Origin of the sequence: Aliinostoc sp. HNIBRCY26, from assembly GCF_050235535.1 — a bacterium.
Taxonomy (GTDB): Bacteria; Cyanobacteriota; Cyanobacteriia; order Cyanobacteriales; family Nostocaceae; genus Trichormus.
Map to the genome: position 1 here is coordinate 4,178,394 of NZ_CP189852.1, position 25,657 is coordinate 4,204,050.

15 protein-coding genes and 1 pseudogene are annotated in these 25,657 nt (G+C 39.1%); 3 read left to right on the forward strand and 13 right to left on the reverse strand.

Annotated features, from left to right (window positions below; genetic code table 11):
• Positions 1–6 precede the first annotated feature (6 nt).
• The 4 genes from ACQFX9_RS17745 to ACQFX9_RS17760 form a co-directional block, all read right to left on the reverse strand.
• Positions 7–2,721, reverse strand: coding sequence for a peptidase domain-containing ABC transporter (locus tag ACQFX9_RS17745; RefSeq protein ID WP_427157347.1), 2,715 nt, complete (start codon positions 2,719–2,721; stop codon positions 7–9).
• Positions 2,722–2,725: 4 nt separating this feature from the next.
• Positions 2,726–3,325, reverse strand: coding sequence for a helix-turn-helix domain-containing protein (locus ACQFX9_RS17750; RefSeq protein ID WP_427157349.1), 600 nt, complete (start codon positions 3,323–3,325; stop codon positions 2,726–2,728).
• A gap of 76 nt (positions 3,326–3,401) precedes the next feature.
• Positions 3,402–5,681 (reverse strand): caspase family protein, encoded by a 2,280-nt coding sequence (locus ACQFX9_RS17755; RefSeq protein ID WP_427157352.1) that lies wholly within the window; start codon positions 5,679–5,681, stop codon positions 3,402–3,404.
• A gap of 111 nt (positions 5,682–5,792) precedes the next feature.
• Positions 5,793–8,603 (reverse strand): CHAT domain-containing protein, encoded by a 2,811-nt coding sequence (locus ACQFX9_RS17760; RefSeq protein ID WP_427162925.1) that lies wholly within the window; start codon positions 8,601–8,603, stop codon positions 5,793–5,795.
• Between the two features lie 121 nt (positions 8,604–8,724).
• On the opposite strand from ACQFX9_RS17760, the gene ACQFX9_RS17765 reads away from it, so the two are divergent.
• Positions 8,725–9,303 carry a Uma2 family endonuclease gene (locus ACQFX9_RS17765; protein ID WP_427157353.1) on the forward strand — a complete coding sequence of 193 codons (579 nt, stop codon included), beginning with the start codon at positions 8,725–8,727 and terminating at the stop codon, positions 9,301–9,303.
• Between the two features lie 32 nt (positions 9,304–9,335).
• Here the strand turns inward: ACQFX9_RS17765 and ACQFX9_RS17770 are convergent, their stop codons facing one another.
• From ACQFX9_RS17770 to ACQFX9_RS17810, 9 genes and pseudogenes are all read right to left on the reverse strand, one after another.
• Positions 9,336–11,513 carry a S8 family serine peptidase gene (locus ACQFX9_RS17770; RefSeq protein ID WP_427157355.1) on the reverse strand — a complete coding sequence of 726 codons (2,178 nt, stop codon included), beginning with the start codon at positions 11,511–11,513 and terminating at the stop codon, positions 9,336–9,338.
• Positions 11,514–11,623: 110 nt separating this feature from the next.
• A complete protein-coding gene (locus ACQFX9_RS17775; protein WP_427157357.1) occupies positions 11,624–13,516 on the reverse strand; it encodes a CHAT domain-containing protein in 1,893 nt (630 codons plus the stop codon).
• 12 nt (positions 13,517–13,528) lie between these two features.
• Positions 13,529–13,717 (reverse strand): annotated as a pseudogene (locus ACQFX9_RS17780) (tetratricopeptide repeat protein); the annotation flags it as partial.
• 12 nt (positions 13,718–13,729) lie between these two features.
• The gene (locus ACQFX9_RS17785; RefSeq protein WP_427157359.1) at positions 13,730–14,062 is read right to left on the reverse strand and encodes a hypothetical protein; all 333 of its coding nucleotides are present in this window, start codon (positions 14,060–14,062) and stop codon (positions 13,730–13,732) included.
• 187 nt (positions 14,063–14,249) lie between these two features.
• Positions 14,250–17,390 carry a CHAT domain-containing protein gene (locus tag ACQFX9_RS17790; protein WP_427157360.1) on the reverse strand — a complete coding sequence of 1,047 codons (3,141 nt, stop codon included), beginning with the start codon at positions 17,388–17,390 and terminating at the stop codon, positions 14,250–14,252.
• Between the two features lie 25 nt (positions 17,391–17,415).
• Entirely contained in the window at positions 17,416–18,765 is a 1,350-nt protein-coding gene (locus ACQFX9_RS17795) for a CHAT domain-containing protein (protein ID WP_427157361.1), read from the reverse strand.
• A 199-nt stretch (positions 18,766–18,964) separates the two neighbouring features.
• Positions 18,965–19,468 (reverse strand): tetratricopeptide repeat protein, encoded by a 504-nt coding sequence (locus ACQFX9_RS17800; protein WP_427157362.1) that lies wholly within the window; start codon positions 19,466–19,468, stop codon positions 18,965–18,967.
• Between the two features lie 308 nt (positions 19,469–19,776).
• Positions 19,777–21,174, reverse strand: a complete 1,398-nt coding sequence (locus tag ACQFX9_RS17805; RefSeq protein ID WP_427157363.1) for an amidohydrolase — start codon at positions 21,172–21,174, stop codon at positions 19,777–19,779.
• A gap of 31 nt (positions 21,175–21,205) precedes the next feature.
• Positions 21,206–22,348: a PPC domain-containing protein gene (locus ACQFX9_RS17810; RefSeq protein WP_427157364.1), complete on the reverse strand. Its 1,143-nt coding sequence runs from the start codon at positions 22,346–22,348 to the stop codon at positions 21,206–21,208.
• Between the two features lie 348 nt (positions 22,349–22,696).
• Between ACQFX9_RS17810 and ACQFX9_RS17815 the strand changes: the two genes are divergently transcribed.
• Both ACQFX9_RS17815 and ACQFX9_RS17820 read left to right on the forward strand, forming a co-directional pair.
• Positions 22,697–24,685, forward strand: a complete 1,989-nt coding sequence (locus tag ACQFX9_RS17815) for a protein kinase domain-containing protein (RefSeq protein WP_427157366.1) — start codon at positions 22,697–22,699, stop codon at positions 24,683–24,685.
• Positions 24,686–24,866: 181 nt separating this feature from the next.
• On the forward strand, positions 24,867–25,604 hold the full coding sequence (locus tag ACQFX9_RS17820) for a carbonic anhydrase (protein WP_427157367.1): 738 nt from the start codon (positions 24,867–24,869) through the stop codon (positions 25,602–25,604).
• Positions 25,605–25,657: the final 53 nt, after the last annotated feature.

The window sequence follows — 25,657 nt, forward strand, 5'->3', positions numbered from 1 at the left end:
GCATTTTTATTCTGCACCTAATTGTTGTTGATTGAGATAGAAATAATGACCACGCTTCGCCATTAATTCTTCATGTGTACCACTTTCAATTAACAACCCTTTATCTAACACCAAAATTAAATCGGCTCTCTTGATAGTAGAAAGACGATGAGCAATAATTAAAGCAGTTCTTCCTTGCAAAATTTGCTTTAAATTCTGCTGAATTATTCTTTCTGATTCAGTATCAAGATGAGAAGTAGCTTCATCTAAAATCAACAGGCGAGGATTACCTAATAAAGCTCTAGCAATGGCGATTCTTTGCCTTTGTCCTCCAGATAATAATCCTCCACCTTCCCCGATTTCGGTTTCGTAAGCCATAGGTAACTTTGTAATAAATTCATCCGCACCGGCTAATTTAGCAGCTTCTCTAATTTCCGATAAACTAGCATTCGGGTTTCCTAAAGCAATATTTTCTCGAATCGTATTGCCGAATAAAAAAGTATCTTGATCAACTACTCCTACTTGCTGACGTAAAGAGTGTAGAGAAATAGTGTTAATATCATAGCCATCAATTAAAATTCTGCCGTCAGTAGGTGGATATAAACCTAAAGCTAGCTTAGAAATTGTAGTTTTACCGGAACCGCTACGTCCTACTAAGGCGACTATTTGCCCAGATTTAACTTTAAAGTTGAGATTTTCCAGAATATTGACTTCATTATCTGGATGATAGCGAAATGTCACATTCTCAAAGCAAATATTCCCTTGGATTTGGGGGATTGATTGACGATTTGTTAGTTGTAAATCTTCTTCAGCTTCAGCATCTAAAACATCGTTAATGCGTTCTACGGAAATGATGACCTCTTGTAACTGATGCCAAAGTACAGTTAATCGCTGAAAAGGTTTAATAATATTACCCAAGAGCATATGAAATGCTACTAATTGACCAATAGATAATTGATTGGCAATTACTAAACTAGCTCCATACCATAATAAGGCTGTCGATACCATTGCTTCAATAGTATTACTAAAAATTTGCAGGCGATTACTAATTACTTGTCCAGCAAAATTTTTCTTGACCTCTTTTTGTAATAACTCTTCCCAATGCCAACGAACTGTTTGTTCTACAGATGTAGATTTAATTGTGCGGATGCCTGTTAAAATTTCAATGAGATAACTATTTTCTTTAGCAATAGCATCAAATATTTCTCTAGAAATTCTTTGTAAAAACGGTGTAGCAATCAATGCCAATAAGAAAAATGGCGGCACAATCACTAATGATAATAATGCCATTTGCCAACTGTACCAAAACATCAACCCTAGATAGATAAATACAGTCAATAAATCTAGGATGATGGATAATGCTTCACCAGAAAGTAGGCGTTGAATTTTATTGTTCTCCTGTAAACGTGAGATAATATCCCCCACATAACGAGTTTCAAAATAACTCAAAGGTAAGCGTAGAGTGTGGCGAATAAATGCTACTACCAACGCGACATTTATCTTATTGGCTGTGTGGTCAATTAAATATTGCCGTAATCCCGTCATAGCTACACGGAAGAGGCTAAACATCATTAACCCTAACCCCACAGCCAACAAGGTCACATAAGAACTCTGTTGTACTACACTATCTAAAATTAATTGTGTAAATAGGGGTGTGATGAGTCCAAATATTTGGATAAATACGGAAGCAATAAATACTTCCAACATCACCACAGAGTGAGGTTTAATTAATTCAAAGAATTGCCAAAAAGGCGTGGTATTTTCTTGTGCATCTTTGAATAAAGCGGTTGGTTCTAGTAATAGTGCATATCCAGTCCAATCTGCTTGAAATTCTTGATGAGAGAGAGTCAGCTGACCGATCGCAGGATCAGCAATAATCACTTGTTTGGTGGTAATCTCGTATACAACGATATAATGTTTTCCTTGCCAATGAGCGATCGCAGGTAACTTTTGTTTTGCTAACTGCTCAAAATTAGCTTTCACCGGACGAGTATTCAACCCCAGATTTTCTGCTGCTACTGTCAAGCCACGCAGAGATGAACCATTGCGGTCAACATTAGCCAGTTCTCGCAAAAGGTTCACACTAAATTGCTTTCCCCAATAGCGTCCAATCATCACTAAACAAGCTGCACCACAGTCAGATGAACTCTGTTGAGCAAAAAAAGGATAGCGTCGCGTGACTTTTTGCCACAAATGACTAACTCTTTGGGTAGGGTTAGGAAAGTAGGCTTTGCTAATCTTTTTATCTTGCTTTATCTGTGTTGTAGAGTTAGATAAAACAGGTAATTTTTCTGGCTTTTCTGAAATAGGAGTGGGAGATTTAGTTAATAAAGAATTGAGAGTTTGCGCTTGTAACCAAAAATGTTCACGAATTTGGGGATATTTAGTTATCAAGGGTGCTAAAACTTCACCGGATATAAAACAAAGTTGTAAATTTGCACTAGCTCTAGCTGCATAGGGTATAAATTTGGCATCGGGAAACAAAGTAAAACAGCCAAAATATCCGCCAGTTTCTAATGTTGTGATTAATTCGCCAGTTTCATCTAATAACCTGACCTTACCACCAAGCAGAATATAAATACCTGGTTCTACATCAATTCCTTGCCAAAACTTCCCGATTTTTGGTTCTAGATATTTAAATTGTGGCTGAATATGTTGAAATTCAACTTCTGTGAGAGAATAGCCAAGCGTATTTTGCAAAAGTTCTCTAGAAACTTCTGCTGTGGATGAATTATGCACCATGATTTTATGAATTTGTCTTGATTTTCAAAAAATGAATCGGTAATATTTCACTCTCATTTAACAAGGTTTCACTACTGAGATTACCGATAGAAATCTGTGAATTGTTAGATATTTGGGGTGGAGTTTCTGGGGTGATAACAGGTTTAGATTTTGTCGATAAACCCATTGTTTTGAGTAAGCGTTTGATATGACAATCACTCAACTGAAAGCCGAATTCTTTAGCTAAATGCTTACTTAACCAGTTTGCTGTCCACCGTCGAAAACCATAACCATAATTACGGGGACTATCACTAACTAGTGCTTTTAAACGCTCTAAATATTCTTCATTGACGGCTTTTGGACGACCAATTGGGGAAGTTTGCCATTGATGCGCCATTCCACTCCGAGCAATATGTATCCAATGTCTGGCTGTAGCTGGACAGCATCCCAAGGTACGACAGATGTTTGTTTGTGATTTACCTTCATCTGCCAACAACATAATTTGAATACGTTGGCGGTATAATTCTGGTAAATCTTCTGTCAAATTTTTCAGTAATAATTTGCGTTGAAAAGGTGTCAATAATTGACCATTGGGAATATTTACATCTTTGATTTCTGCTTCCATGATATTTTATAGCTTGGGTAGAGAATCAAATTAGATTGTGAAAATTATTCTCGAAAATAGGGAAAAATTGGAGATTTTAAGCAGGTACGACTTCAAAAGCGATCGCCATTGCTGCTAATTTTTGAGTATCGATTCCCCGCACACCTGATGGTAAAGTGACTTCTTGACCTCTCAAAGCACTACGTGTTCCGGTATCTAGGTCATCAAGTAACTTATTGGTCACATCTAAAATTTGGTCAGGCTTTGTAGAAATGGGTTGACGAGTATTACTAACCCCTGCCAGACTGGCGATTTTTTGTAATGCTTGGAGAGATGTTCTTAAAGGTGAGGTACTGGCAATAATTAAAGCCTCAGAAACCCCTAGAGGTTCGGCAACAGTTAAAACAAATTCATCATCGATTTGCGGAATTAATTGTGTTTGATTGGCTTCGATTAATGCTGCATCTTCTGAGGCTGACCAATTATTAGGAAAGATAACTGTCATCGTTCCTTCTGCATCAATTACTAAAATGCTCAGATAAAGAGGTTGAGACTCGTTATTTTGAATTTTAAAAGCAATTTTAGTACCTATAGATAGTTGACTTAAGCCAGATTCTGAGACTTTTACAGATGCAGCAGATGTAGAGGAATTAGTCTTTTTATTAGTCCCCCGTACCGGAAAAGTTTCTGCTAATAATTCATTACTATCAGCAATATTCATTGAGACAGTCACATTCAACCGGGACGAATTGGTGTTACCTAGAATTTGCTTCACTACCCGTGCAGCTAACAGAGATTGGAACTTGGGTTGTAACCTTTTGACTGCATCCGTTACCGATTCACCTGCTTCACCAAAAGACTTAGGAATAATTTGGTCTTGGCTGGGTAAAAATAAACCAAAACTACCAACTTTCGGCAGGTTAGATATCTTTAATTTCTGGAGTTGTTGCAATTTATTTGCTGTCATCTGCCCAAAAATATATTGCACCTCTTGTTTCCCTAAAGCTGTCGGTTCAATGCGTTTCATTGATTGCATAGCTTGGATAGCTTGTTGGGCAGTTTTTTGACTAAGAGATTCATCAATACCGATTTTTAAAGTGGGATTATTGGGAATACTGCGAATTCGTTCTTGTAATAAAGCACCTGGTTGTAAATTTTTAATTGCACCATTGCGTGTATTTACTAGTGTACCTTTGCCTTCTAATCCTTGACGAGAATCTAACTTTAACCATCCGACTTCATTACCTTGATTATCCACAACTGAAAAGAGGGGATTATTAGTAAAAGCTTCTAAACTTTGTGAATCAATGCCACCCAACCATAACTGAGCCTGATTATTATTAACTTGAGTAATTACCGCCTCTGCTGGTATAGCTTGAAAAGGGAAAAAATAGAGGGGTGGATGAGGATTTTGGGGATTGAGATTAGACTCAATTTCTGGGTCTTGATAGTAGCCTTCCCGACTAGCTAAGATTTTTGTACTGCGCCCCACATTCGCGATCGCTCTATTGATCTGTTCATTACCAATTTGTTGCCAAATATACTGCGTGAATAAGTAAGTAAACGCTCCTGCATGGAAATCTCCAAAGGGTAAATCAGCCGCTAACTGTTCCCGTCTAGCACTAGCAATTACCACGCCTTTAGCCACAGTTTGTCTACGTTTTTGGATAAATTCTTGCCGTGACATTCCTAAATTATCCAACCACTGACCCTGATATAGTAATTCTTCGAGACTGGGTTTTAATAACTCTCCATCATCAACAGCACGCACACGTAAATTACCCCTTTTACCCCCACCAGAATGACAACAATCTAACACCACTGTGACATTCTCGGTTTTCAATGCAGACATGAGTAAAAATAATGTATGCCCCATAATGTGGTTGACAAAGCCGCCTTGGAATGGATAGCCTTCTGGTAATCGACCATCTACGGGAACTAAAGCACTGTTGAGTCCATCCGGTGCATCGCCATCTCTGTCATAGAGGCGCGAACCATGTCCAGAAAAGTGAAATACCACCACATCCCCAGGACGAGCTTGATTAATCAGATGTTGTTCAAATTTGCTGAGAATACCTTCACGGGTTGCTTGTTGGTTAGTCACAGTCATCACATCTTCAGGCTTAAAACCAAAGCGGTGAATGAGTAACTCTTGCTGCAACCTCACATCAGTAACGCAACCAGATAGAGGTTTTAAACCCGTGCTTTGAGGATATTGATTAATTCCCACTAATAAAGCTAGTTTACGTCCTGTATTTTGAGACAGAACTTTACCCAAATTATGACCCTGCTGCATAATATCCAACTGACTCAAACCCAAAGTTGCGAGGGTGGAAGCAGAGAATTGCAGAAATTGGCGGCGTTTGATGTAAGACATAGGATTTTACGTATATCTTGGCTGAAGTCGCTTCACAGGATTGTATTTCTGGGTCGTGTGAGGTTATGCAAAATATTACAAAGAACAGTTGTATAAATATATTTGTAGTATCTACTCAGCTTCGCCAATGAGAGTAAAAGCTGCCCAATCAACGGGGTTTGGGTTTGTTTTCATCGTCGTCAGCATCGCCTGACGCAGTGCTTGGGCTTTGTCAGGGTTTTTTTGCAGATTTTGATAAAATTGCGTCATTAATCGGGCTGTAGGCGCGTCTGGCACAGCCCACAGCGATACTAAAACACTAGGGACACCCGCACTAATTAACGAACGAGATAACCCAATCACCCCATCCCCAGAAATGCGTCCCCTGCCGGTATCGCAAGCACTCAGCACCACTACTTCCGCATTCAGTTTTAAATCAAGAATTTCCGAAGCTGTTAATAAGCCATCATCTTGACCCGATGGAGTGAGAGCGATCGCACTATTTAACCCTTGAATATCATCAAATATGCCGTGGGTGGCTAAATGCACAAATCGCGCTTGGGGTAAACGCTTCACCACATTTGGTTCTGTGGCTTTGTTGCCAATTAGAGGTTCGGTTTTGAGTAATTTGCTAATTGCTGTTGCTTCAATTTCTGCACCAGGTAAAGGCGTTAATTGTTGCGGAGTTTCATCAATTTTAGGTGCGACAAAAGGCATGGTGGGATTACCAACAATCAGCGTATCTTTTCCTTGGATGGGTTTTGTGCCTAGTCTTTGTCTCTGTTTGCGGGTTAAGTCTAAAACCTGAATTGATGGGGATGTGAGAATAGTATGTTTTTCAATTAGATATTTACCTTCTGCGTCTTGTAATGCGGCGAAGGGAACGAGGAATAGGCTATGTTGAGGAATGAAGATAACTTTGTTGTCATAATTTTTAGGTAATAAATCAGCGATGGGGTTGATTAATAATTCGTGGAGACGCTTTAAATTATGTTTGGCTTTGGGTGCATTGGGGTTGTAAGTTACATTAATACCGCGAAAAGCTGTACCTCTTGCACCTATCGCTTGACGACTGGTGGTAACAAGGTTGGCAAATGTTGTGTTTTCTTTTTGCCACAGGGGTTTGAGGTCGGCTTTACGGAAAGTAACTTCACCTGTAGGTTTAATTACCCAAATGTAGAGTTCTGATTCTTTGAATTGTATTTTACCTTCTACTTTGAATTTATCACTAATAATCGAATATTGTACCAAAGTGGCATTTTGTAATTTGGCAGTTTGTTTAATTTCTGCAATTGTTGGTGGAGTGAGTAATTTTTCCTTGGGGTTAGAGAAGATTCGAGAAGCTAGTAACTCTACAAAAGCACGTCCCCTGACTCGTTCGGATATTTCTAAGGCTGCATCAGTTTTCTTCTGGGCTATGAAGACTTGTTGTAGAGTTTCGTATGAACTTCTTTGCTGGTCATACAATAATATTTTTTGTATATCCTCTAATCCTTTTGCTCGTAAACGTAGAGACTCTTGGAATTTGATTGCCTCGATTAAATTACTTTCTGCCAGAGTCAAATTTCCTTGTTTATAGAAAGCTAGTCCTAAACTATTCAGAGCAATGTTCTTGCTGCCAGTATCTTTCAATTCTTGTGCGATCACCAAAGCTTGCTGGAGATGCTCAATCGCTTTGGGGTAGTCTCCCGAATCAATGTAGGCATCACCGAAATGTCTCAAAGCCGCTCCCTCTCCGAAACGGTCTTTGATTTTCCTCGCTTTTGTTAACTCTTGCTGATAATAGTCAATACCTTTGGGGTTGTTTCCTAATACCATGTAGGAACTGCCTAAATTTCCCAGTGCAACAAGCTCCCCTAAATCATCTTTAATTTCTCGTGCGATCGCTAATTTTTGTTCATGATACTCAATCGCTTTGAGGTAGTCTCCAGAAATGGCGTAGGTACCGCCAAGATTACCCAGTAATGTACCCTCACCATTACGGTTTTTGATGTTTTGAGCAATCACTAAACTCTGCTGATAATATTCTACAGCTTTGGAGGTGTCCCCCAATACAACGTAGATATTACCCAGATTTTCCAGTGCATAACCCTCCTGTTCGGATATTTTAATTTCCTTAGCGATCGCTAAACTCTGCTGCGCGGACGCAATAGCTTTGGGGTAGTACCCTAGATTCACGTAAAGCATACTGAGTAGTCCCTGTAATTGTCCCTCTCCATTCCGGTCTTTTATTTCTTTTGCTATGTCCAAACCTTGCTGTGAGTATTCCAAGGCTTTTGGAAAGTTTGACAATCCTTGATAGGCAAAAGCAAGAGCTTTCAGTCCTTGCAGTTCCCTGGGACGGTCTTTGATTTCACGTGCGATCGCCAAGTATTGCTGTTCATATTCAATTGCTTTGCGGTAGTTTTTTAGTTGAAGGTGGGCAATACCAAGATTTCCAAGAGTGTAAAACTCATTTTGAGTGTCTTTAATTTCTCTTGTGACTGGCAATCCCTGCTCGTAATACTCAATGGCTTTGGTGTAATCTTGTAAACTACCGTAGGCAAGACCAATATTAAAAAGTGCATCACTCTCACCTTGACGGTTTTTTGATTCTCGTGCGATTGGTAAATACTGCTTATAGCACTCAATAATTTTAGGGTAGTCTTTTAAAACTTTGTAAGCATTAGCAAGATTCGCAAGTGCAGCACCTTCGCCTTTACGGTCTTTGATTTCTTGGTAGATTTTTAGTGCTTGTTGCCAAGATTGTAATACTGCTTCGAGTTGACCAGTTGGAAATTGCTTAATACCTTGCAGCAGCAATCGGTCTGCTTCAGCTTTGCGGTCTTGTGATGTTTGCGCTGATACCTGGGATGCTGAGAATAATATTGGTAAATTGGCGATCGCCCCTGAGATCACCAAAATTAGAGTGATAGCCGTTAAATAAGGTTTCCGAGAACGCATAACAGTTAAAAGGGGAAATTTAACAACATATATCTCTAGGCGATCGCTGGATATGCAAAATTCGGCAAGTGGTTGATAAATCAAATAGGATTGCTATATGACAGTTAATCGGTGATGCCTCATGAATATTGTCACACCAAAGCGATTCACGATTGATGAATATCATCGGCTGATTGAACTGGGATTTCTCCAGGAGAACGAGCGCATTGAATTGATTCGGGGAGAATTGATTAAAATGGTAGCTAAAGGCACACCTCATACAGTCTGCGGTTCTATCTTATGCCGCCAACTGGATCGATTATTAGGCGATCGCGCCGTGATTCGTGGACAAGATCCGATTACTTTACCAAACCAAAGCGAACCTGAACCAGATGTGGCGATCGCACGCGGCAAAGATGAAGATTATCTAGCTCATCATCCCTACCCCGAAGATATTTTATTAGTGATTGAAATTTCCGACTCAACCCTAAATTACGACCAAACAACTAAGTTAGAAGTCTATGCAGAAGCGGGAATCTCTGATTATTGGATTGTTAATTTAAATATTCGGCAACTTGAGTGTTACAGCCAACCCTATCAAAACGCTCAAGGTAAATTTAATTACCTCAGCAAGCAGATATTTTTACCCGATCAGTCAGTAGCCATTCCTAGATTTGCAGATGTCTTGTTAGATTTGAGCCGGATTTTCCCACAACTGTAGATGTGGGGTTAGGTTTTGCGTTAACGCCTAAGTTATTTCTGCTGCTTCACCGCCTGCACTGCGGCTTCAGCATTCACTAACCCCCTACCGAAAAAGTATTGCTGACCTTTGACAGCAGAGGAAACTGCACCTTTGCGTCTCTGGGAACGATATAATCTAGCATCTCCATCGGATATATTCAGCCCTTGATAGCTGGCTGTGGATGTGAGGATGTTAACTAAGCGTTGTCTACTCAGACGCTTTTGGGGGTCTTCTCCTTTCATTAAAGCCACAACTCCGGCTACAGTTGGTGCGGAGAAGGATGTCCCTTGTACCCACCAATATTTACCACGGGGATCTACCACCGCAGACCAACGAGAGGTAGGGTTGGGTATTCCTTGCCAAAATGGTTCTAGCCAAGTTCCGCCGGTGGTGGGAATACCGCCGAGTAATCCAGGTGTACTCAATTCTCCTCCTGGTGCGACTACATCTAAACCTTTGCCGTAGTTACTATAGGAGGCGCGATCGCCTAAAATATTAGTTGCTCCTACAGACAATACTCCTGGATAAGCCGCAGGATAGGCCACTTGGCTGGAGTTAGCATTGCCAGCCGCCGCCACAATTACCAGTTTAGGATAGTTGCGGAGAACTTCAGCGATCGCTTCTTCTTCTCCAGCACTAGGAAGTGTACTACCCAAGCTAAGATTGATAATATCAGCACCGCGATCGGCTGCATAACCAATGGCTTCTATATAGTTAGAAGGGATATAACTCCCATTCAACCCAAACAACCGCACAGGTAAAATTTTCGCATTCGGCGCAACACCTACTAGTCCTTGATTATCCTTGGGTTGAGCCGCAATCACACCACTTACCCAAGTCCCATGAAATTCTCCGCCAACTTTATCTGTGCGAAAAACGTAACGTAATACTTGAGCGATTTGTGTTAAAGAATAATTGCGGTAAATTTGTTTAATCTCCAATGCTTCCAAGGGATACTGCTGGACTAGTTCTGCATCGGAGAGTTTGAAAGTATCTTGAAATCTGATTCGGAGAATAGCTAGTTCAGTACGGCTGATACGGGTATCATCATCACCGATTTCACAGGGTTCAAGACTATTCCCACCACTAGAAAAATCCCAGCCGTGAATTTCATTTGGGCATTTATCCGCAGATTTGACGGTATAAAGACTATCAGCCAAATCAGGATGATCCCATTGAATCAAGCTATCAATCACCGCCACAACGACACCACGTCCGCCGTTGCTGTGTTTCCAGGCTTCGGTAACACGTACATCTGTGCGAGAAACTGTAGATTTATTCGCTACATTGGGTTGTTGTAAACAATCTTGCAATCCCTCCCAACTAGATAGGGGTTGTAATAAGCATTGTTTGAGAGGTGAACTATTAAGATGCCATGCGAGTCCGATTAGGGGGGACTGGGGATTAGTGACTGGGGATTGGGGTGTACTCTTATTCCCAGTCCCCAGTCCCCAGCGAAGCACTGAGCTTGTCGAAGTGTCCCCAATCCCTTGCAGATTGGCGACTTGTTTTGTCGCAGCTTCGAGATTCTGCTCAGTGACAGATTGGATAAAGTTGGGGGATACGGATGTAATCCCCTTGACGTTGCTTAATTGGTTGGCAACGTTGAGAATTTTTGTACCAGTCGCCTCAGTAGATTTAACGAGATAGCGATCGCGATAAAAGCGCAGGGGACGCACAATAGCTAGTTTGTTTTGCTGTAAAATAGCTTGTCTTTGGCTTTGGGAGAGTTTGGAGTCAAAACTCACAATAATTTCGTTGGGAAGAACGATGACTTCTTTGGTGGTTTGACGACTGAGAACTGGGAAGGTGTTTTCTATATACGCTTGCTTCTGAATGCGCTGTTCAATGTTGATTGGGGTGTCTTTGGGTAAACTCACTACGGCGTAATCTTCACCTAAAGGACTCACTCTAGGGGGTGTAGTGCTGCGACTTCCACGTTGTAAGTCTTGCTGGAGTTGGAGATACAAAGGAGGTGCGCTGATATCACGGGTACGACCCTTTTTAAATGAAACTGCGATCGCATCTTGACGCTGATTTAAGGGGATACGTTGTCCTTTATACAGGTAAAATAAATCACCACTTTCTGAAGCTTGAGCAACGGCTTTTTTTTGTGGTGCAAGAGAGAATATACCCAAGCTAGAGTAAATAAAACCAGTGATTAAGAGACTAGATGTAATGCGGTTCATGGTGTGATTGTCTTTATAAAAATAATTGTTAGGACTTAATATCTCTCTGCATGGCGAGGTTATGTAAAAATTTTCCTAGAACGCAGATGCTTGTGTTCCGGTTCAAAATGTCACTTTGATTCCCCAATTAAGGTAAAAGCAGCCCAATTTCTGGGTTGGGGATATTTCTGCATCGTAGTTAGCATGGCCTGACGTAAAGCGGTGGCTTTATCTTGTTGTTGGAGATTTTTATAAAACTCTGTCATCAAAAAAGATGTGGAATCATCATCAACAGCCCACAAGGAAACAATGACGCTGGGTGTACCTGCGCTAATTAAAGAACGAGATAAACCGATGACACCATCCCCAGTGATGCGTCCGCGTCCGGTGTCGCAAGCACTTAACACTACTAAGTCTGCATTTAGCTTGAGATTGAGGATTTCTTCCGCCGTCAACAGACCGTTATCAGTGCTGGAGGGTGCTAATGCTATGGCACTGCCCAAGCCTCGGTTATCATCTAGTAAGCCGTGGGTGGCTAAATGAATGATTCGAGCCTGTGTCATTTTGTTGACAATTGTGGTTTTGGTGGCTTTATCGCCGATTAATGCTTGAGTATTGAACTTAGCAGCAATTTCTCGCGCTTCTTTTTCCGCCCAAGGTAAAGATGTGAGTTTGTCGGACGGTTTTCCCGGTTCTAAAATTACCTTGGGCATAGTGGGATTACCTACTACCAATACCTCTCCATTTCCCACACCTAATTTTTGTTGACGCGTGAAATCTAATACTTGAATTGCTGGGGCAGTGAGAATAGTATGTTTTTGTATGAGATATTTGCCTTGTTCATCTTGTAGTACGGGGAAGGGGACAAGGAATAACTCATTTTGAGGGATGAAAATGACTTTTTCGCTGTCTTGTTTGGGGAGAATATCAGCGATGGGTTGAATCAGTAGTTGATGTAGTCGGTTCAATCTTGGTTTTGTTTTGGGTGCATCAGGTTTTGGACTGACACTAAGACCACCGCGTCCCCTCACACCAATAGATTGACGACTCATACTCACAAGTTTTTCTAAATTTGTGTTTTCTTTTTGCCATAAAGGTTTGAGGTCGGCTTTACGGAAGGTAATTTCACCTGTGGGTTTGATGACCCAAATATAGAGTTCTGATTCTTGAAATTGCAGTTTACCAGAAACTGTGAATTCTTCCCTAATTATGGAATACTGCACTAAGGTAGAATTTTGGATTTTGGCAATTTGTTTCATCTCCTCAATTGTGAGCGATCGCACAGGATTTACTGCGTTTTTATTATTATTAGATGAGCGCGATGCTAGTAGTTCAACAAAAACTCTAGCTCGACCTCGTTCTGATATTTCTAAGGCTGCATCGGTTTTATTTTGGGCAATTAAAACTTGCTGCAATAGGCCATAAGTATTTTTTTGCGTGTCAAAAAGAGAGACTTTATCTGTATTTTGTAACTTTGATTTAGGACTTCTGAGATTTTCCCAAATATTAATAGCTGCATACAGGTTTGTTTCGGCGGCGGAAAGATTACCAGATTTAAAGAAAGTCAGACCTAAATTATTCAGAGATTGACCTTCCCCCAGTTGGTCAGAAATTTTCTGCGCAATTGCTAAACTCTGCTGTTGATAATTGATGGCTTGGGGGTAGTCTCCTTGCAGCGAATAAGTTAGACCCAAGTTACCTAAAGCGTCTCCTTCACTGCGAGGGTCAACAATAGTACGAGCAATTGTCAGCCATTTTTGTTGATAATCAATAGCTTGAGAATATTGCCCTAAGAAATAATAGATACTACCTAAATTACCCAGAATTTTACCTTCAAGTTGTGGATTTTTTATTTCTTGGATAATAATTAAAGCTTGTTGGTAGTTTTGAATGGCGTTTGGATAATCACCAATTGCAGAGTAAGCCAGACCAAGATTATTGAGTAATGTGGCTTCACTTTGACGGTCTGCAAGGTTTCTAAAAATAGCTAAAGCTTGTGAATATTGTTTAATTGCTGTTGGCACATCACCTAAAAAATAGTATACAAGACCAATATTAGCGATGGCTTTTGCTTGACTTTGATTATCTTTGAGTTCTACTGCGATCGCTAAATTTTGTTGATGATAATCAATTGCCTGACCATAATCGCCTTTATCTTGATATATAATGCCAAAATTACCTAAATCTCTAGCTGCTCCTAAACGGTAGTTTATTTTTTTAGCAATTACTAAAGACCTCTAAAGATAATTAATTGCACTGTCATATTCTCCCTTAACTTGGTATGCTAGACCAATATTATTTAGTACCTTAACTTCACTTTCATAGTCTCGGATTTTTTGATAAATCACTAATGCTTGTTGCCAAGATTGTAATGCTGCATCAAATTGACTAGCTTGATATTGTTCTCTACCTTGTTGTAAAAGTTTTTCTGCTGTTTCTTTGCGGCTATTTGATGTTTGTGCCAATACCTGCGACATCTGTAATGCTCTTGGCAAAATGATAGTTAATGGCAAAAATCCAGCCATAATATAAGTGAGAGAAATCAAGTAAATTTTCTGCTGAAATATCATATTTGTTATTAATATTTTTGTTGTATAGGCATCCGGTTTGATTTGAAGGAAAAATCTATATGTAGGGTGTGTTAGGCGTAAGCCGTAACGCACCTAATACCAATTCAAAATTCAAAATTAAAAAAGTGAGACTCAGCGTACCTTTTAGCATTTGTACCTGTATCAAATTTTTTGTGAATTGATATGACTAAGACTCACCAATTAAAGTAAACGCTGCCCAATCAATCGGACTAGGGTGTTTTTTCATCGTTATCAGCATGGCATTTCTTAACGCCACAGCTTTATCAGAGTTTTTTTCCCATTGTTGATAAAACTCCGTCATTAATTCTGATGTAGGTGCATCAGGAACAGCCCATAACGATACAATTACACTCGATGCACCAGCCGTAATCAAAGCACGAGATAATCCAATTACCCCATCACCAGTAATTTTTCCTCTACCTGTATCACACGCACTTAAAACTACTAACTCGGCGTTGATTTTTAAATCAAGAATTTCTTTTGGAGTAAGTAAACCGTCGTCATTATTAGTAGGCGCAAGGGCTATAGCAGTAGGAATGTTTTGACTAGGATCATCTAATAATCCATGTGTCGCTAGATGAATAATTCTAGCAGTCGACAATCGTTGTTTTAATGCTGCTGTGGTTGCGTCTTTACCAGTGATAGCTTTAACATTGAATAAATTAGCAATATTTAATGCTTCTCTCTGTGCGCCTGGAAGCGGTTCAAGTTGAATAGGTGGATTTCCGACTTTGGGCATGATAGGATTACCCATCACTAAAACGTTTTTCCCTGTGACTTTTTGTCGTTGGTGACGAGTTAAATCGAGAACTTGAATTGCTGGTGCAGTGAGAATTGTATGTTTTTCGATTAAGTATTTCCCATTTTTATCTTGCAGTGCAGCAAAGGAAACTAGAAATAATGAATTATGGGGGATGAAAATAACTTTTTCTTCTGGGATAGTGGGCAGATAAGATGCTATGGGTGTAATTAATATCTCATGTAATTTCTGTAAAGTGGCTTGAGAATTAGGTACAGATTTTCTTTCGATTCTAATATTTCTACCACCACTGCCTATAGATAACCTACCTTCATTGACTAAATCTTCTAATGATATATTTAGTACATTAAGATTAACTTGCTTAAAACTAATTTCACCATTGGGTTTAATTACCCAAATATAAATTTCTGTAATATTTAGTTGCTGATTCTGATCTTGATTCTTCTGAATGCCAGAATCGGGTACTGTATATTGTACGATTGTGGCTTTTTGCTCTTGCGCTATTTTTTGAATATCTGTAATTGCTGGTGGTAATATGTTTAAGTCATCCAAATTGATTGTCAACTTATTTTGTGTTGTTACTCTTGATGTAAGTAAATTGATAAAAGCTCTAGCTCTACTCCTTTCTGCAACCGCTAAGGCTTCTTGGAATTTATTTTGTCTAATTAGGGTTTTTTGTAATAGATTGTAGACAAAAATTTGCGTTTCAAAAATGCTAATTTGATTAGGATCAGATAGATTATTACGAATTGATTCAAAAATATCTATTGCTCTATATAAAGCTGTAGTAGCCTGGGGTAGTTTATTGATAGTTAAGTTAGTTGTAGCTATCTGTCTCAAAACGTTGGCTTCTTGTAATTTGTCACCAGATTGTTTGGCAAATTCTCCAGATTGCTGATAATACTTCAATGCCACATCATATTGTTTTTGTTGTTCATAAAATACTCCAGCAGCTATAAAGATATATGGTTTAAATTGCAGAGTGTCAGTTGTTTGAATCAATGCTAAGGCTTTTTGCAAATATTCCTCAGCTAGTTTATATTCCTCTAAGTTAGAATAGGCTTCACCAGCTTGAGCTAATGCAAAAGCTATCAAGTCTGGACTGCCTAAAATTTGTGCCTGTTCTAATTTTTTTAGTGCATTATTTAATTTTTGGCGGGATTTAGCTATTTCTGAAGGTGATTTATGAGATTTTGTTGGTGAGATATTATTTTCAGAAATATTGCTAGCAGCCTGACAAAATCGTTTAGCTTTTTCATCTTGCCCGATAAATGTGTAGACTGTACATCTTTGGATATTAATCATCTGCATACCGCGAATGATACGTATCTCACTAATTTGTTTTTGCGGGTTAATAATTTTCTGGGAATCATTACGTGCAGTTTGCAAAATAGTGAATGCTTGTTGATATGTCTCTAATGCTTTTTCATACCGATTTGTATAGGCATAAATATTACCAATGTTTGCTAATATCCATCCTTGGTCTATATTTAATCTAAGTTTTTGTAAGGGTGAATAAAATCTTTCTGTTGTGATGATTTTTAAGGTTTCCTGATAAGATTTTAGTGCTTGTTCTTGTTTACTCCATCTAGTATATAAATCACCTAATTTGCTGTGTACTTCTCTTGATTGAGACTGCCAGTTTTGATTAGACTGTAAAATTTGCAAAGCTTCCTGAAATGTAGCTTCGGATTTAGAGTATTGACTTTGAAATTGATATATATCGCCTATACCTAATAATACTTTTGCTTGTTTAGGGCGATCGCCTATTTTTTGAGCAATTTTTAGAGCCTGCTGATAATCCTCTAAAGATTTAGTTAATAACTGCTCTCCAGTCGGATCTTTATTATAGAGTTTACCTACACCCAAACCATAATAAAGATTTCCCAGAGAAGTTAAAATACTGGTTTTGAGTTTATCTTGGCGGAGTTGATCGTCAGGAGAACCACTAGCTTTTTCTAACACCATCAAAGATTGTTCAATGAAATCAAGCCCTTTGGAGGTATCATTAATAATATAAATTGCTCCCAAACATTTGAGGGCAAGTGCCTCTGTTTCATAGTGCTGATTTTTACGTGCTAACGCTAAGGCTTGCTCACAATCTTCAATAGCAGACTGAGGATTGCCTAACTGAAATTTAGTCAACCCTAAATTACTTAAAGCTCTCACTTCTAAACTAGAATCATTATTTTGTCGCGCAATTTTTAAGGCTTGTTGATAGTAATTAATTGACTGATTATATTCATCTAACCCATCAGAGTAAATATTGCCCAGATAATTCAGTGCTTTACCTTCTCCCTGTTTATCTTTTACTTTCCGATAAATAGATAAAGCTTGCTGAACAGTTTTTAAAGCTGCTTGGGGTTGATGATTTTCGCTGAGTTGCTCACTTTGTTGGAGTAGTTTATCAGCTTCAATGTTGCGGGTGTCTTGGTTTTGTGCTGATACCTGTGATGCCAATAACGGTTTTAACTCCCATCCAGCAAAGCCAAATGTCAGATACAGTACCAAAGATAATATTGTGAAACTTCGCCAACGGTAGATCATACAATCCTCTAACCAGCTACTATTGCTACAACAAACCAATGAGGGTAAAACTAGCCCAATGCCTCGGATTTGGGTATTTTTTCTTAGTTTCTAGCATCGCATGGCGCAGGGCTGCTGCTTTATCTGGGTTTTTACTGAGTTGTTGATAAAACGCTGTCATCAAAAAAGCCGTCTCCCGATCTGATACAGTCCATAAAGAACCAATGACGCTGGAAACCCCAGCCGCAAAGAAAGAACGAGATAAGCCGATGACACCATCACTAGTGATTTTACCTAATGCTGTATCACCTGCACTCAGCACCACTAAATCGGCTTGGAGGTTTAAGTTTAGAATTTCTTCAGATGTGAGCCAACCGTTGTCTTGTGATGATGATGCAAAAGTTAACCCACACAGGCTTTTTGAGGAATCACGGCATCCGTTTTGGGTAGCTAAATGAATAATTTTGGCTTGGGACATTTTTGCTACTACGGCGGTTTCTGTGGCTGCATCACCTATGATTGCTTGGGTGTTAAATATATCAGCAATGTTTTTTGCTTCTTGTTCTGCACCAGGCATAGAATCTAAAGCAACATCAGGCATGATAGGATTACCAACAATCAGCACATTTTCAGGAAGTATTGTGCGTAAAGTCTGACGTTGATAGAGTAAGTCTAGTGCTTGAATTGAGGGTGCAGTGGCGATGGTATGTTGATCAATTAAATATTGACCTTTACTATCTTGCAAGGCGGCGAAAGGTACGAGAAATAATTCTCCTTGGGGAATAAAAATAATGTGTGCGTCTGGTTGTTTGGGTAATAATTCGGCGATGGGTGCAATTAATAATTGATGGAGTTTTTGTAGTTTTCTTTGAGGGTTAATAGTGTGTGTGGGAGATACTTTGATAATACCTTTTGTGTAATCACTAGTTACACCGAGAGACTGACGACCGCTATTAATTAATTGTGATAGAGATGTATTTTCTTGTTGAAAAAAAGGTTTTAATTCAATACTGCGAAAGGCAACTTCACCTGTAGGCTTAATCAACCAAATATAAATTTCTGATGCTTGAGTTTGCTTTTTACCTGCAATGGTAACTGCGTCATTAATAATAGTGTATTGCACCAGGGTGGCATTTTGTTGTTTCGCCACCTGTTGAATTTGCTGGGTACTAATTGGCTTAATTGCTGGTGTAGACAAGAGGTTAATTAATGAACGGTTGCGGCTGCGTTCAGAAATTTCTAAAGCTGATGGATAGTTGTTTTGTAAAATGAGTTGTCTTTGTAATGTTTGGATTGGTGAATCTATAGGTTGTGCTGTAACTTTGGTGAATAAACAGATATTTGTAAGCAGAATAAAGCCAGTTGATTTGATGTAATTGATTAATTTTTTAGACATATCATCATGCACAGACACAGAAAGTTGATTGAGTTAATTTCTTTCACCTTGATGGCGATGAAAATCACTAATGTTATTTTAGGGTAGTCGATTTTCCTCAACGTTCACCGATTTAAATAAAAATTTGTGCTGTTAACTGTTGACAGTTTATAGTTGTGCCGTCAACAGTTAAGGTAATAACTGAAAATTGTGCCATATTTTAACTAGCTTCTATCTCTTTAATGGCACTATCAGCTTTTTGTGCTAAATCTAGTTTGCCTTCTTTTTTAAAGAGTGCAGATGCTTGCCGAAAATCTGCGATCGCTGCTGTTTTATCTCTTAAATAATAGTTGCTAATACCTCGAAAATAGTAGGCTAAAGCAATATTAGGATTAATGGCTAAAGCCGCATCAAAATCTGTATTGGCAGCTTGATACTGCTCTATATATATCTTGGCAGCACCTCTACCAACGTAAGCATAAATATTATTGGGATCAACTTCTAAAACTTGGGTAAACTTTTCGATAGCTGCTTGATAGTTTTTCCCTTCTAGTAAATCAATACCTCGTTGTAAGTTAGCGTAAACTTCAGATTCGGTAGATTGTGCAGTGACTTGCGATGTGGGGATTTGCTGATGATTAAATAAGTTTTTAGCTTCAGCTTTGGGTGTAAAAGCTAATGTTGTGCATACAATTATAGTCGCGGCTAATTTTAAACTGTTCATGGCAATCTCTCCTAAAATATCCAAATTGCTTTCATAGGGATATATTTCTGGAGATTTGGAGGTTATGCAAAAATTGGCGTTGCATAAATGCGGGATGAATTAAGCTTTTCGAGCAAAGTAAACTAACGATTTTTTGCGGCTTTGCGCCTACCCTTCGGGAACGCCAAGGGCGAATGCGCGAAACATAAATCATCCCATTAATCAGCAACGCCCAAAAATCTACTGAGAAATCAAAAAACCCCGAATTTGTTTAATAATTCGGGGCTTTGAGGCTTTCCCAGTCATACATGATTCAGGTTGATAGTCTCTTACAACCCCATTACTTGGCGATAATGCGCCTCAATTTGCGCTACAGTTGGCGACTGACGTTGAGTAGTCCATTGGCTGCGGTTAAATAGTTCTTGTCGCAGTTCATCAACGTTAATCGTTGTCACCTTCCCATTAGCAATAATTTGCTTACCATTCACCCACGCACTGTCTACAACGTTGCTGGGACGACCTAAAACTAATAACCCAATGGGGTCTGTTCGTGGTAATAATGATAAATTAGTAAGGTCATAGAGTACCAAATCGGCTTGTTTGCCTACGGTAAGAGAACCCAATTGATCTGCCATATTTAACCCCTTTGCACCGCCTAAAGCAGCCATTTCTACGGCTTTTCGGGGTGTAATCCAATGGCGATAATCAAAATCTGTAACGTTGTGTAAAATAGAACCGATTTTGATGGCTTCTAATAAGTCTTGGGAGTCGTTACTAGAAGCACCATCACAACCAAAACTGACGTTTACCCCAGCTTGGCAATATTTTAGAATGGGGGCGATGCCGCTACCTAAGCGTAAATTACTCAAGGGGTTGTGAACTACTGTTGATTGAGTTTCTGCAAGGATAGCAATGTCTGCATCATCTAACCAAACACAATGGGCTAAGGAAGTGCGATCGCTCAAGTAACCAATTTGTTTAAGATGGGTAACAGCACTACAACCGTATTTTTCCTCGGCGAGTTTGGCTTGGGCTTTTGTTTCGAGTAAATGAGAGTGACGACAAATATTATAGCGATCGCTTAACTCAATACATCCCTCAAATAACCCATCTGTACATAATTGTATCCCCGTAGGTGCAACTAAAATATTCACCCCTGTTTCTGGATGGTGAAACTGTTTAATTGCTGTTTCCATCATTTCTAGCGTTGCGGCGGTACTACGGAAAAACGGTTCATGGGTTGGTGTCGATTCTCCGTTAGGTATTCCCGCAGTTAAAGATTCATCTTGAATTAAAGGCGCAACAAAAGCCCGAATTCCCACTTCTCTATAAGCACGCACCGCACAGGCTATGGTTTCTAATTCTTGTCCGGGAATTAACACCAGATGATCTACAACACTTGTACCACCAGACATCAGGGTTTCTACGGCTGTTCCTAAAGCACTCAGATACACCTGTTCGGTATCAAGGGGCGCGAAATCATATAATTCCGCTAACCATAATTCTAGGGGCAAAGCTGACATAATGCCCCGTTGCCACATTTCTGAGGAATGGGTGTGAGCATTGAAAAAACCAGGTAGCAACAGTTTATTGCTACCATCAATTACTGTACCGATGATATTTAAGTTGGGAGCGATCGCCGCAATTTTCCCTTCTATAATATGTACATCGGTGGTGGTGTAACTCTCGTCAGCCGCTATCAATACATTTTGGATAGTAAAATTCATCACCTATTTTTCCAGTGAACAGCCAACAAACCTAGAAAACAGTCAATCGATATCTACCACTTTGATTAGGCGTTTTGGAAGTTACCACTACATAGTAAGTGCCACCCGCCGGTAATTTAGCTCGATCAATTAAAGCACTATACCTACCTTCTCGATCATTATCTGAAGATACTACCCTTCCCTGAGCATCTAATAAAACGATAAAGGGAGAAAATTCTTCTAAGATACTATCTACACGGATACTGACAAGTTGACCTTTTTTCCCTTCCAATTTGGTGACATTGTAGGGACTACCATTATTCAGAGTCGGACTGCTAGCAGTTAATTCCGTAAAGTCATCTTCAATGTAGCTAGCGCGATCATTTCTCAAAGCTATCGTATAACGTCCTATATCTCCAGGATTTTGGCTAGTAACTGCTATCGTGTAAACGCCTTTTTTCGGTAATTTGGCAAATACGGAAGCATCCCTAATACTTTTACTATTGTCTGAACTACTCCGCCGCAAGATGACGTTATTATCGGGGTCAAACAAAAACATATAAGGTCTTAAACTCAGGTTATTGCTGCGACGTTGATCTACACTACCTGTCAACCTGAGTTGAATTACTTGATTTTCTTGTCCCTCAAATCTATAAAAATGCACATATCTACCTTCAGACTGAAAATCACCAGGAGATAGAATCCCAAAAGGAATATTGACAAAATCAATATCTCTATAAGTTGGCTGTCTCGATGTAGAATTAGTGGCAATTACTCGTTGACGATTTCGAGAATTACGTCTGTTATTAGCAGTGTTAGTATTTCTATTGTTGGTATTTGTATTATTACTGGACGCTTGATTGTTAATATTAGCTCGGTTGTTGGAGCTATTATTAGCATTGGTACTGTTAGCTATTGTCGGATTGGCTGGAGGGTTAGGTGCGATCGGTGGTTTAATGGGTGGTTGATTGGCTGTAGTTGTAGTAGTTTCAGGGACTTGAATCTCATTAATCCCTTCTTTTAAAGTTGGATCATCTATTGGTAGTGAAGCAATCACAAATTTCTCTCTGTTTTCTGCCAAAACTTCCCCATGAATTGGCTGAATCATACTGGAGATGAGCAAACTAGAACTCATACCATAAATGAAAAACAATTTTAATTTCGTGATGTTTTGTTGATTATGTAGCTTTCTCATTAGTCAATCCTCACATTTGGCACAAAAATTTATTTCTCGAAAATCTCCAGATATGTATAGTCAAAAATTTATTTTCTTGAACGATATAAATCTATTTTTGTCTTTTCTAGGAAAAGCAGAAAATTTTCACTCATAAAATAGATTTTTTGTCAAGTTCAATCAGGTAGAAATGTATTAAATTCAAGTTTTCATCCTGACTATATAATTATTGGATTCATCAAAGTCTTGAATCTTGTTTATACATTATCATAACTATGAGTACCTAAAATCACAGCCGATTAATTTGCAGCAATTTCTCCATTGAAATGCAAAATCAGGAAACTTTTATATCTAAAATATGTCTCTTGTATGATGCTCTGCTGTTTAAATCCAGATTGCCCTAGCCCTTTAAATAGTAAAGGTACGAAATACTGCCAAGCTTGCGGTACACCCATCACACCTTTACTGAGAAACCGCTATCGGATTATCAATCTCCTATCTGATGAAGGTGGATTTAGCAGAACTTATTTAGCAGAGGATGTAGATAAACTCAATGTTCAATGTGTCGTCAAGCAATTTGCTCCGCGAGTACAGGGGACTTGGGCGTTAAAAAAAGCGATTGAGTTATTTCAAGACGAAGCAGTCAGATTGCAACAGCTAGGAGAACATCCCCAAATTCCCCAGCTTTTTGCTTATTTTGAGCAAGATAATAACTTATATTTAGTGCAGGAATTTATCGCAGGTAAAAACTTATCTCAGGAATTAAATCAGCGTTCTCCTTATCAGGAAAATGAAATTTACGACTTATTAGTTGATTTATTACCTATTCTCAAATTTATCCATGAAAAGCAAGTAATTCATCGAGATATTAAGCCCCAAAATATTATTCGTCGTCAACAAGATGGGCGGTTAGTATTAATTGATTTTGGTGCTTCTAAGCAACTAAACGCCACAGTTAAAGCTCAAAAGGGGACAAATATTGGCTCACAAGGATATACTCCCATAGAGCAGATGCAGGGAGAAGCCTATCCGAGCAGTGATTTATATAGCTTAGGAATGACTGCCTTTTATATGCTCAGTGGAGTTTCTCCTTCCCAATTGTGGATACAATATGGCTATGGTTGGGTAACATCTTGGCGAAAACACTTATCAAACCCTATAAGTGAGCAATTTGCTCAAGTGCTAGAGAGATTGTTAAAGGTAGATTTCCATGAACGTTATCAGTCTGCGGATGCGGTGCTAGCAGACTTAAACCGATTACCATCACCAACATTAATTCCGTCTGTCTTCACGACAAAACTACAAGCAACTCAATTAACACTCATAAAATTCATCGCCAGTCAAACCCGAAAAACTACACTGTTGACTGCTGTGATTTGCTCATTAGTAATTGGTTCGGGAATATTATATTTCCAATCTCGTTTGATTTCAAAAGATATCCCCTCTCAACCCAAAGTTAATCTCAATTTACCCGTTAATCAGTATCTAATTAAGACCATCCCAGCCCATTCTGAGCAAATTAATAGTATTGCTATTAGTGCTGATGGTACAACACTTGCTACTGGTAGCAGTGACCATACTATTAAAGTATGGAATTGGCCACAGGAAAAAGTCATACATACCCTCAAAGGACATTCTGACTTTGTGTGGTCTGTGGCTATGAGTCCCGATGGTAAACTTTTGGCTAGTGGTAGTCGAGATCAAACTATTAGATTATGGAATATACAAACAGGTAAACAAATTGCTACCTTGGGCAAAGCACATTTAAAAGTGACCAGCCTAGCTATGAGTAGTGATGGTAAAATCCTAGCCACCGGACAAGGTAACATCATCAAACTTTGGAGTTTACAAACTCAAAAAGAAATTGCTACTTTAAGGGGTCACACTAATATAGTTAACTCTGTAACCTTCAGTCCAGATAATCAAATTCTTGTGAGTGGTAGTTGGGATAAAACGATTAAAGTGTGGAATCTCAATCAACGTCGCCTGAGTAAAACATTCACAGGACACACCAAAGAAATCATTGCTGTAGTATGCAGTCCTGATGGGGAAATCATCGCTAGTAGTGGAGTTGATCAGACAATCAGATTGTGGAACTTGAAAACAGGAAAAGCGATCGCAACTTTAAAAGGACATACAGCTGCTATAGTCTCCCTAGATTTTACACCTGATGGTCAAACCCTAGCTAGCGGTAGTTATGACGGTACTGTTAAACTTTGGGATTTATCAACAAATCAAGTCGCCAATACCTTCAAACAAGATATCAGCAGAGTCACTGCAATTAAATTTCATCCTAGTGGAAATACTCTGATAAGTGGCCGTACTAACTATATTGATATTTGGCGTACTCATCAATAAAAATCAGCAACTCTTCCCACCCGTGAGCAAAAATTAAATTAGTCTTATAGACTACACATCTAATCTGTTAATCCAAAATCTAAAATCTAAAATTGCTATTAAAGGGTGTGCAAAGGTACTCTTGTCGTATTGTCGATTCTGATATCCTCTTGTTAACCACACCAAATTTTCACGTAGGTTCATGACTCGAATTAATGGATTTATCGGTCGTCGTAATTTCTTGTGGTTAGCAGGTGGTAGCGGTTTAGGAGTAGTAGCTACTACTGTGGGTGGTAGTCTGATTAAAGATACACAAGAAGAAACTACCGTTGCTGATGTTAATTCAGCTAACCCAAACCCAGCCAATCCGCAACAAGCATTAACACGATTACTAGCTGGTAATCAAAGATTTGTAGAACGTAAACCCCAATATCCCAATCAATCACGAAAACGTTTGCAAGCTGTTACCCAAGGTCAATATCCTTTTGCAACTATATTGGGTTGTGCAGATTCCAGAGTCCCAACGGAAATTATTTTTGATCAAGGACTGGGGGATTTATTCGTGGTGCGAGTCGCTGGTAATGTAGCCAGTGAAACGGCTATTGGTAGTTTAGAATACGCTGCATCGGCACTAGGTTCACAGTTAATTGTAGTATTGGGGCATAAAAAATGTGGTGCTGTAGCCGCAGCCATCAAAAACGAACCCCTTCCCGGTAAGATTGGCGATGTGATTGAAGATATTAAACCCGCTTTAGCCGGAATAAATTTAAAATCTGAGAACATCCAAGAAACTGGAGTTATCGCTAATATTCAATACCAGGCTGAAAAATTATGGAAAAAGTCCTTGATATTAGCCAAATTGGTGCGTTTAGGTAAAATCAAAATTGTGGGAGCTATTTACGATATTGACACAGGTAAGGTGTCTATCATCAGGGAATAGGGAACAGGGAATAGGGAATGGGCTATATAGTATTATTTGCAAGCTTGTGTTCG

What these genes read in the sequence shown, in the direction of transcription:
- ACQFX9_RS17745 (WP_427157347.1), bottom strand. Translation starts at nt 2,721, where the DNA reads ATGGTGCATAATTCATCCACAGCAGAAGTTTCTAGAGAACTTTTGCAA.
- ACQFX9_RS17790 (WP_427157360.1), bottom strand. Translation starts at nt 17,390, where the DNA reads ATGATCTACCGTTGGCGAAGTTTCACAATATTATCTTTGGTACTGTAT.
- ACQFX9_RS17755 (WP_427157352.1), bottom strand. Translation starts at nt 5,681, where the DNA reads ATGTCTTACATCAAACGCCGCCAATTTCTGCAATTCTCTGCTTCCACC.
- ACQFX9_RS17760 (WP_427162925.1), bottom strand. Translation starts at nt 8,603, where the DNA reads ATGCGTTCTCGGAAACCTTATTTAACGGCTATCACTCTAATTTTGGTG.
- ACQFX9_RS17805 (WP_427157363.1), bottom strand. Translation starts at nt 21,174, where the DNA reads ATGAATTTTACTATCCAAAATGTATTGATAGCGGCTGACGAGAGTTAC.
- ACQFX9_RS17800 (WP_427157362.1), bottom strand. Translation starts at nt 19,468, where the DNA reads ATGAACAGTTTAAAATTAGCCGCGACTATAATTGTATGCACAACATTA.
- ACQFX9_RS17795 (WP_427157361.1), bottom strand. Translation starts at nt 18,765, where the DNA reads ATGTCTAAAAAATTAATCAATTACATCAAATCAACTGGCTTTATTCTG.
- ACQFX9_RS17765 (WP_427157353.1), top strand. Translation starts at nt 8,725, where the DNA reads ATGAATATTGTCACACCAAAGCGATTCACGATTGATGAATATCATCGG.
- ACQFX9_RS17815 (WP_427157366.1), top strand. Translation starts at nt 22,697, where the DNA reads ATGATGCTCTGCTGTTTAAATCCAGATTGCCCTAGCCCTTTAAATAGT.
- ACQFX9_RS17785 (WP_427157359.1), bottom strand. Translation starts at nt 14,062, where the DNA reads ATGATATTTCAGCAGAAAATTTACTTGATTTCTCTCACTTATATTATG.
- ACQFX9_RS17820 (WP_427157367.1), top strand. Translation starts at nt 24,867, where the DNA reads ATGACTCGAATTAATGGATTTATCGGTCGTCGTAATTTCTTGTGGTTA.
- ACQFX9_RS17770 (WP_427157355.1), bottom strand. Translation starts at nt 11,513, where the DNA reads ATGAACCGCATTACATCTAGTCTCTTAATCACTGGTTTTATTTACTCT.
- ACQFX9_RS17810 (WP_427157364.1), bottom strand. Translation starts at nt 22,348, where the DNA reads ATGAGAAAGCTACATAATCAACAAAACATCACGAAATTAAAATTGTTT.
- ACQFX9_RS17750 (WP_427157349.1), bottom strand. Translation starts at nt 3,325, where the DNA reads ATGGAAGCAGAAATCAAAGATGTAAATATTCCCAATGGTCAATTATTG.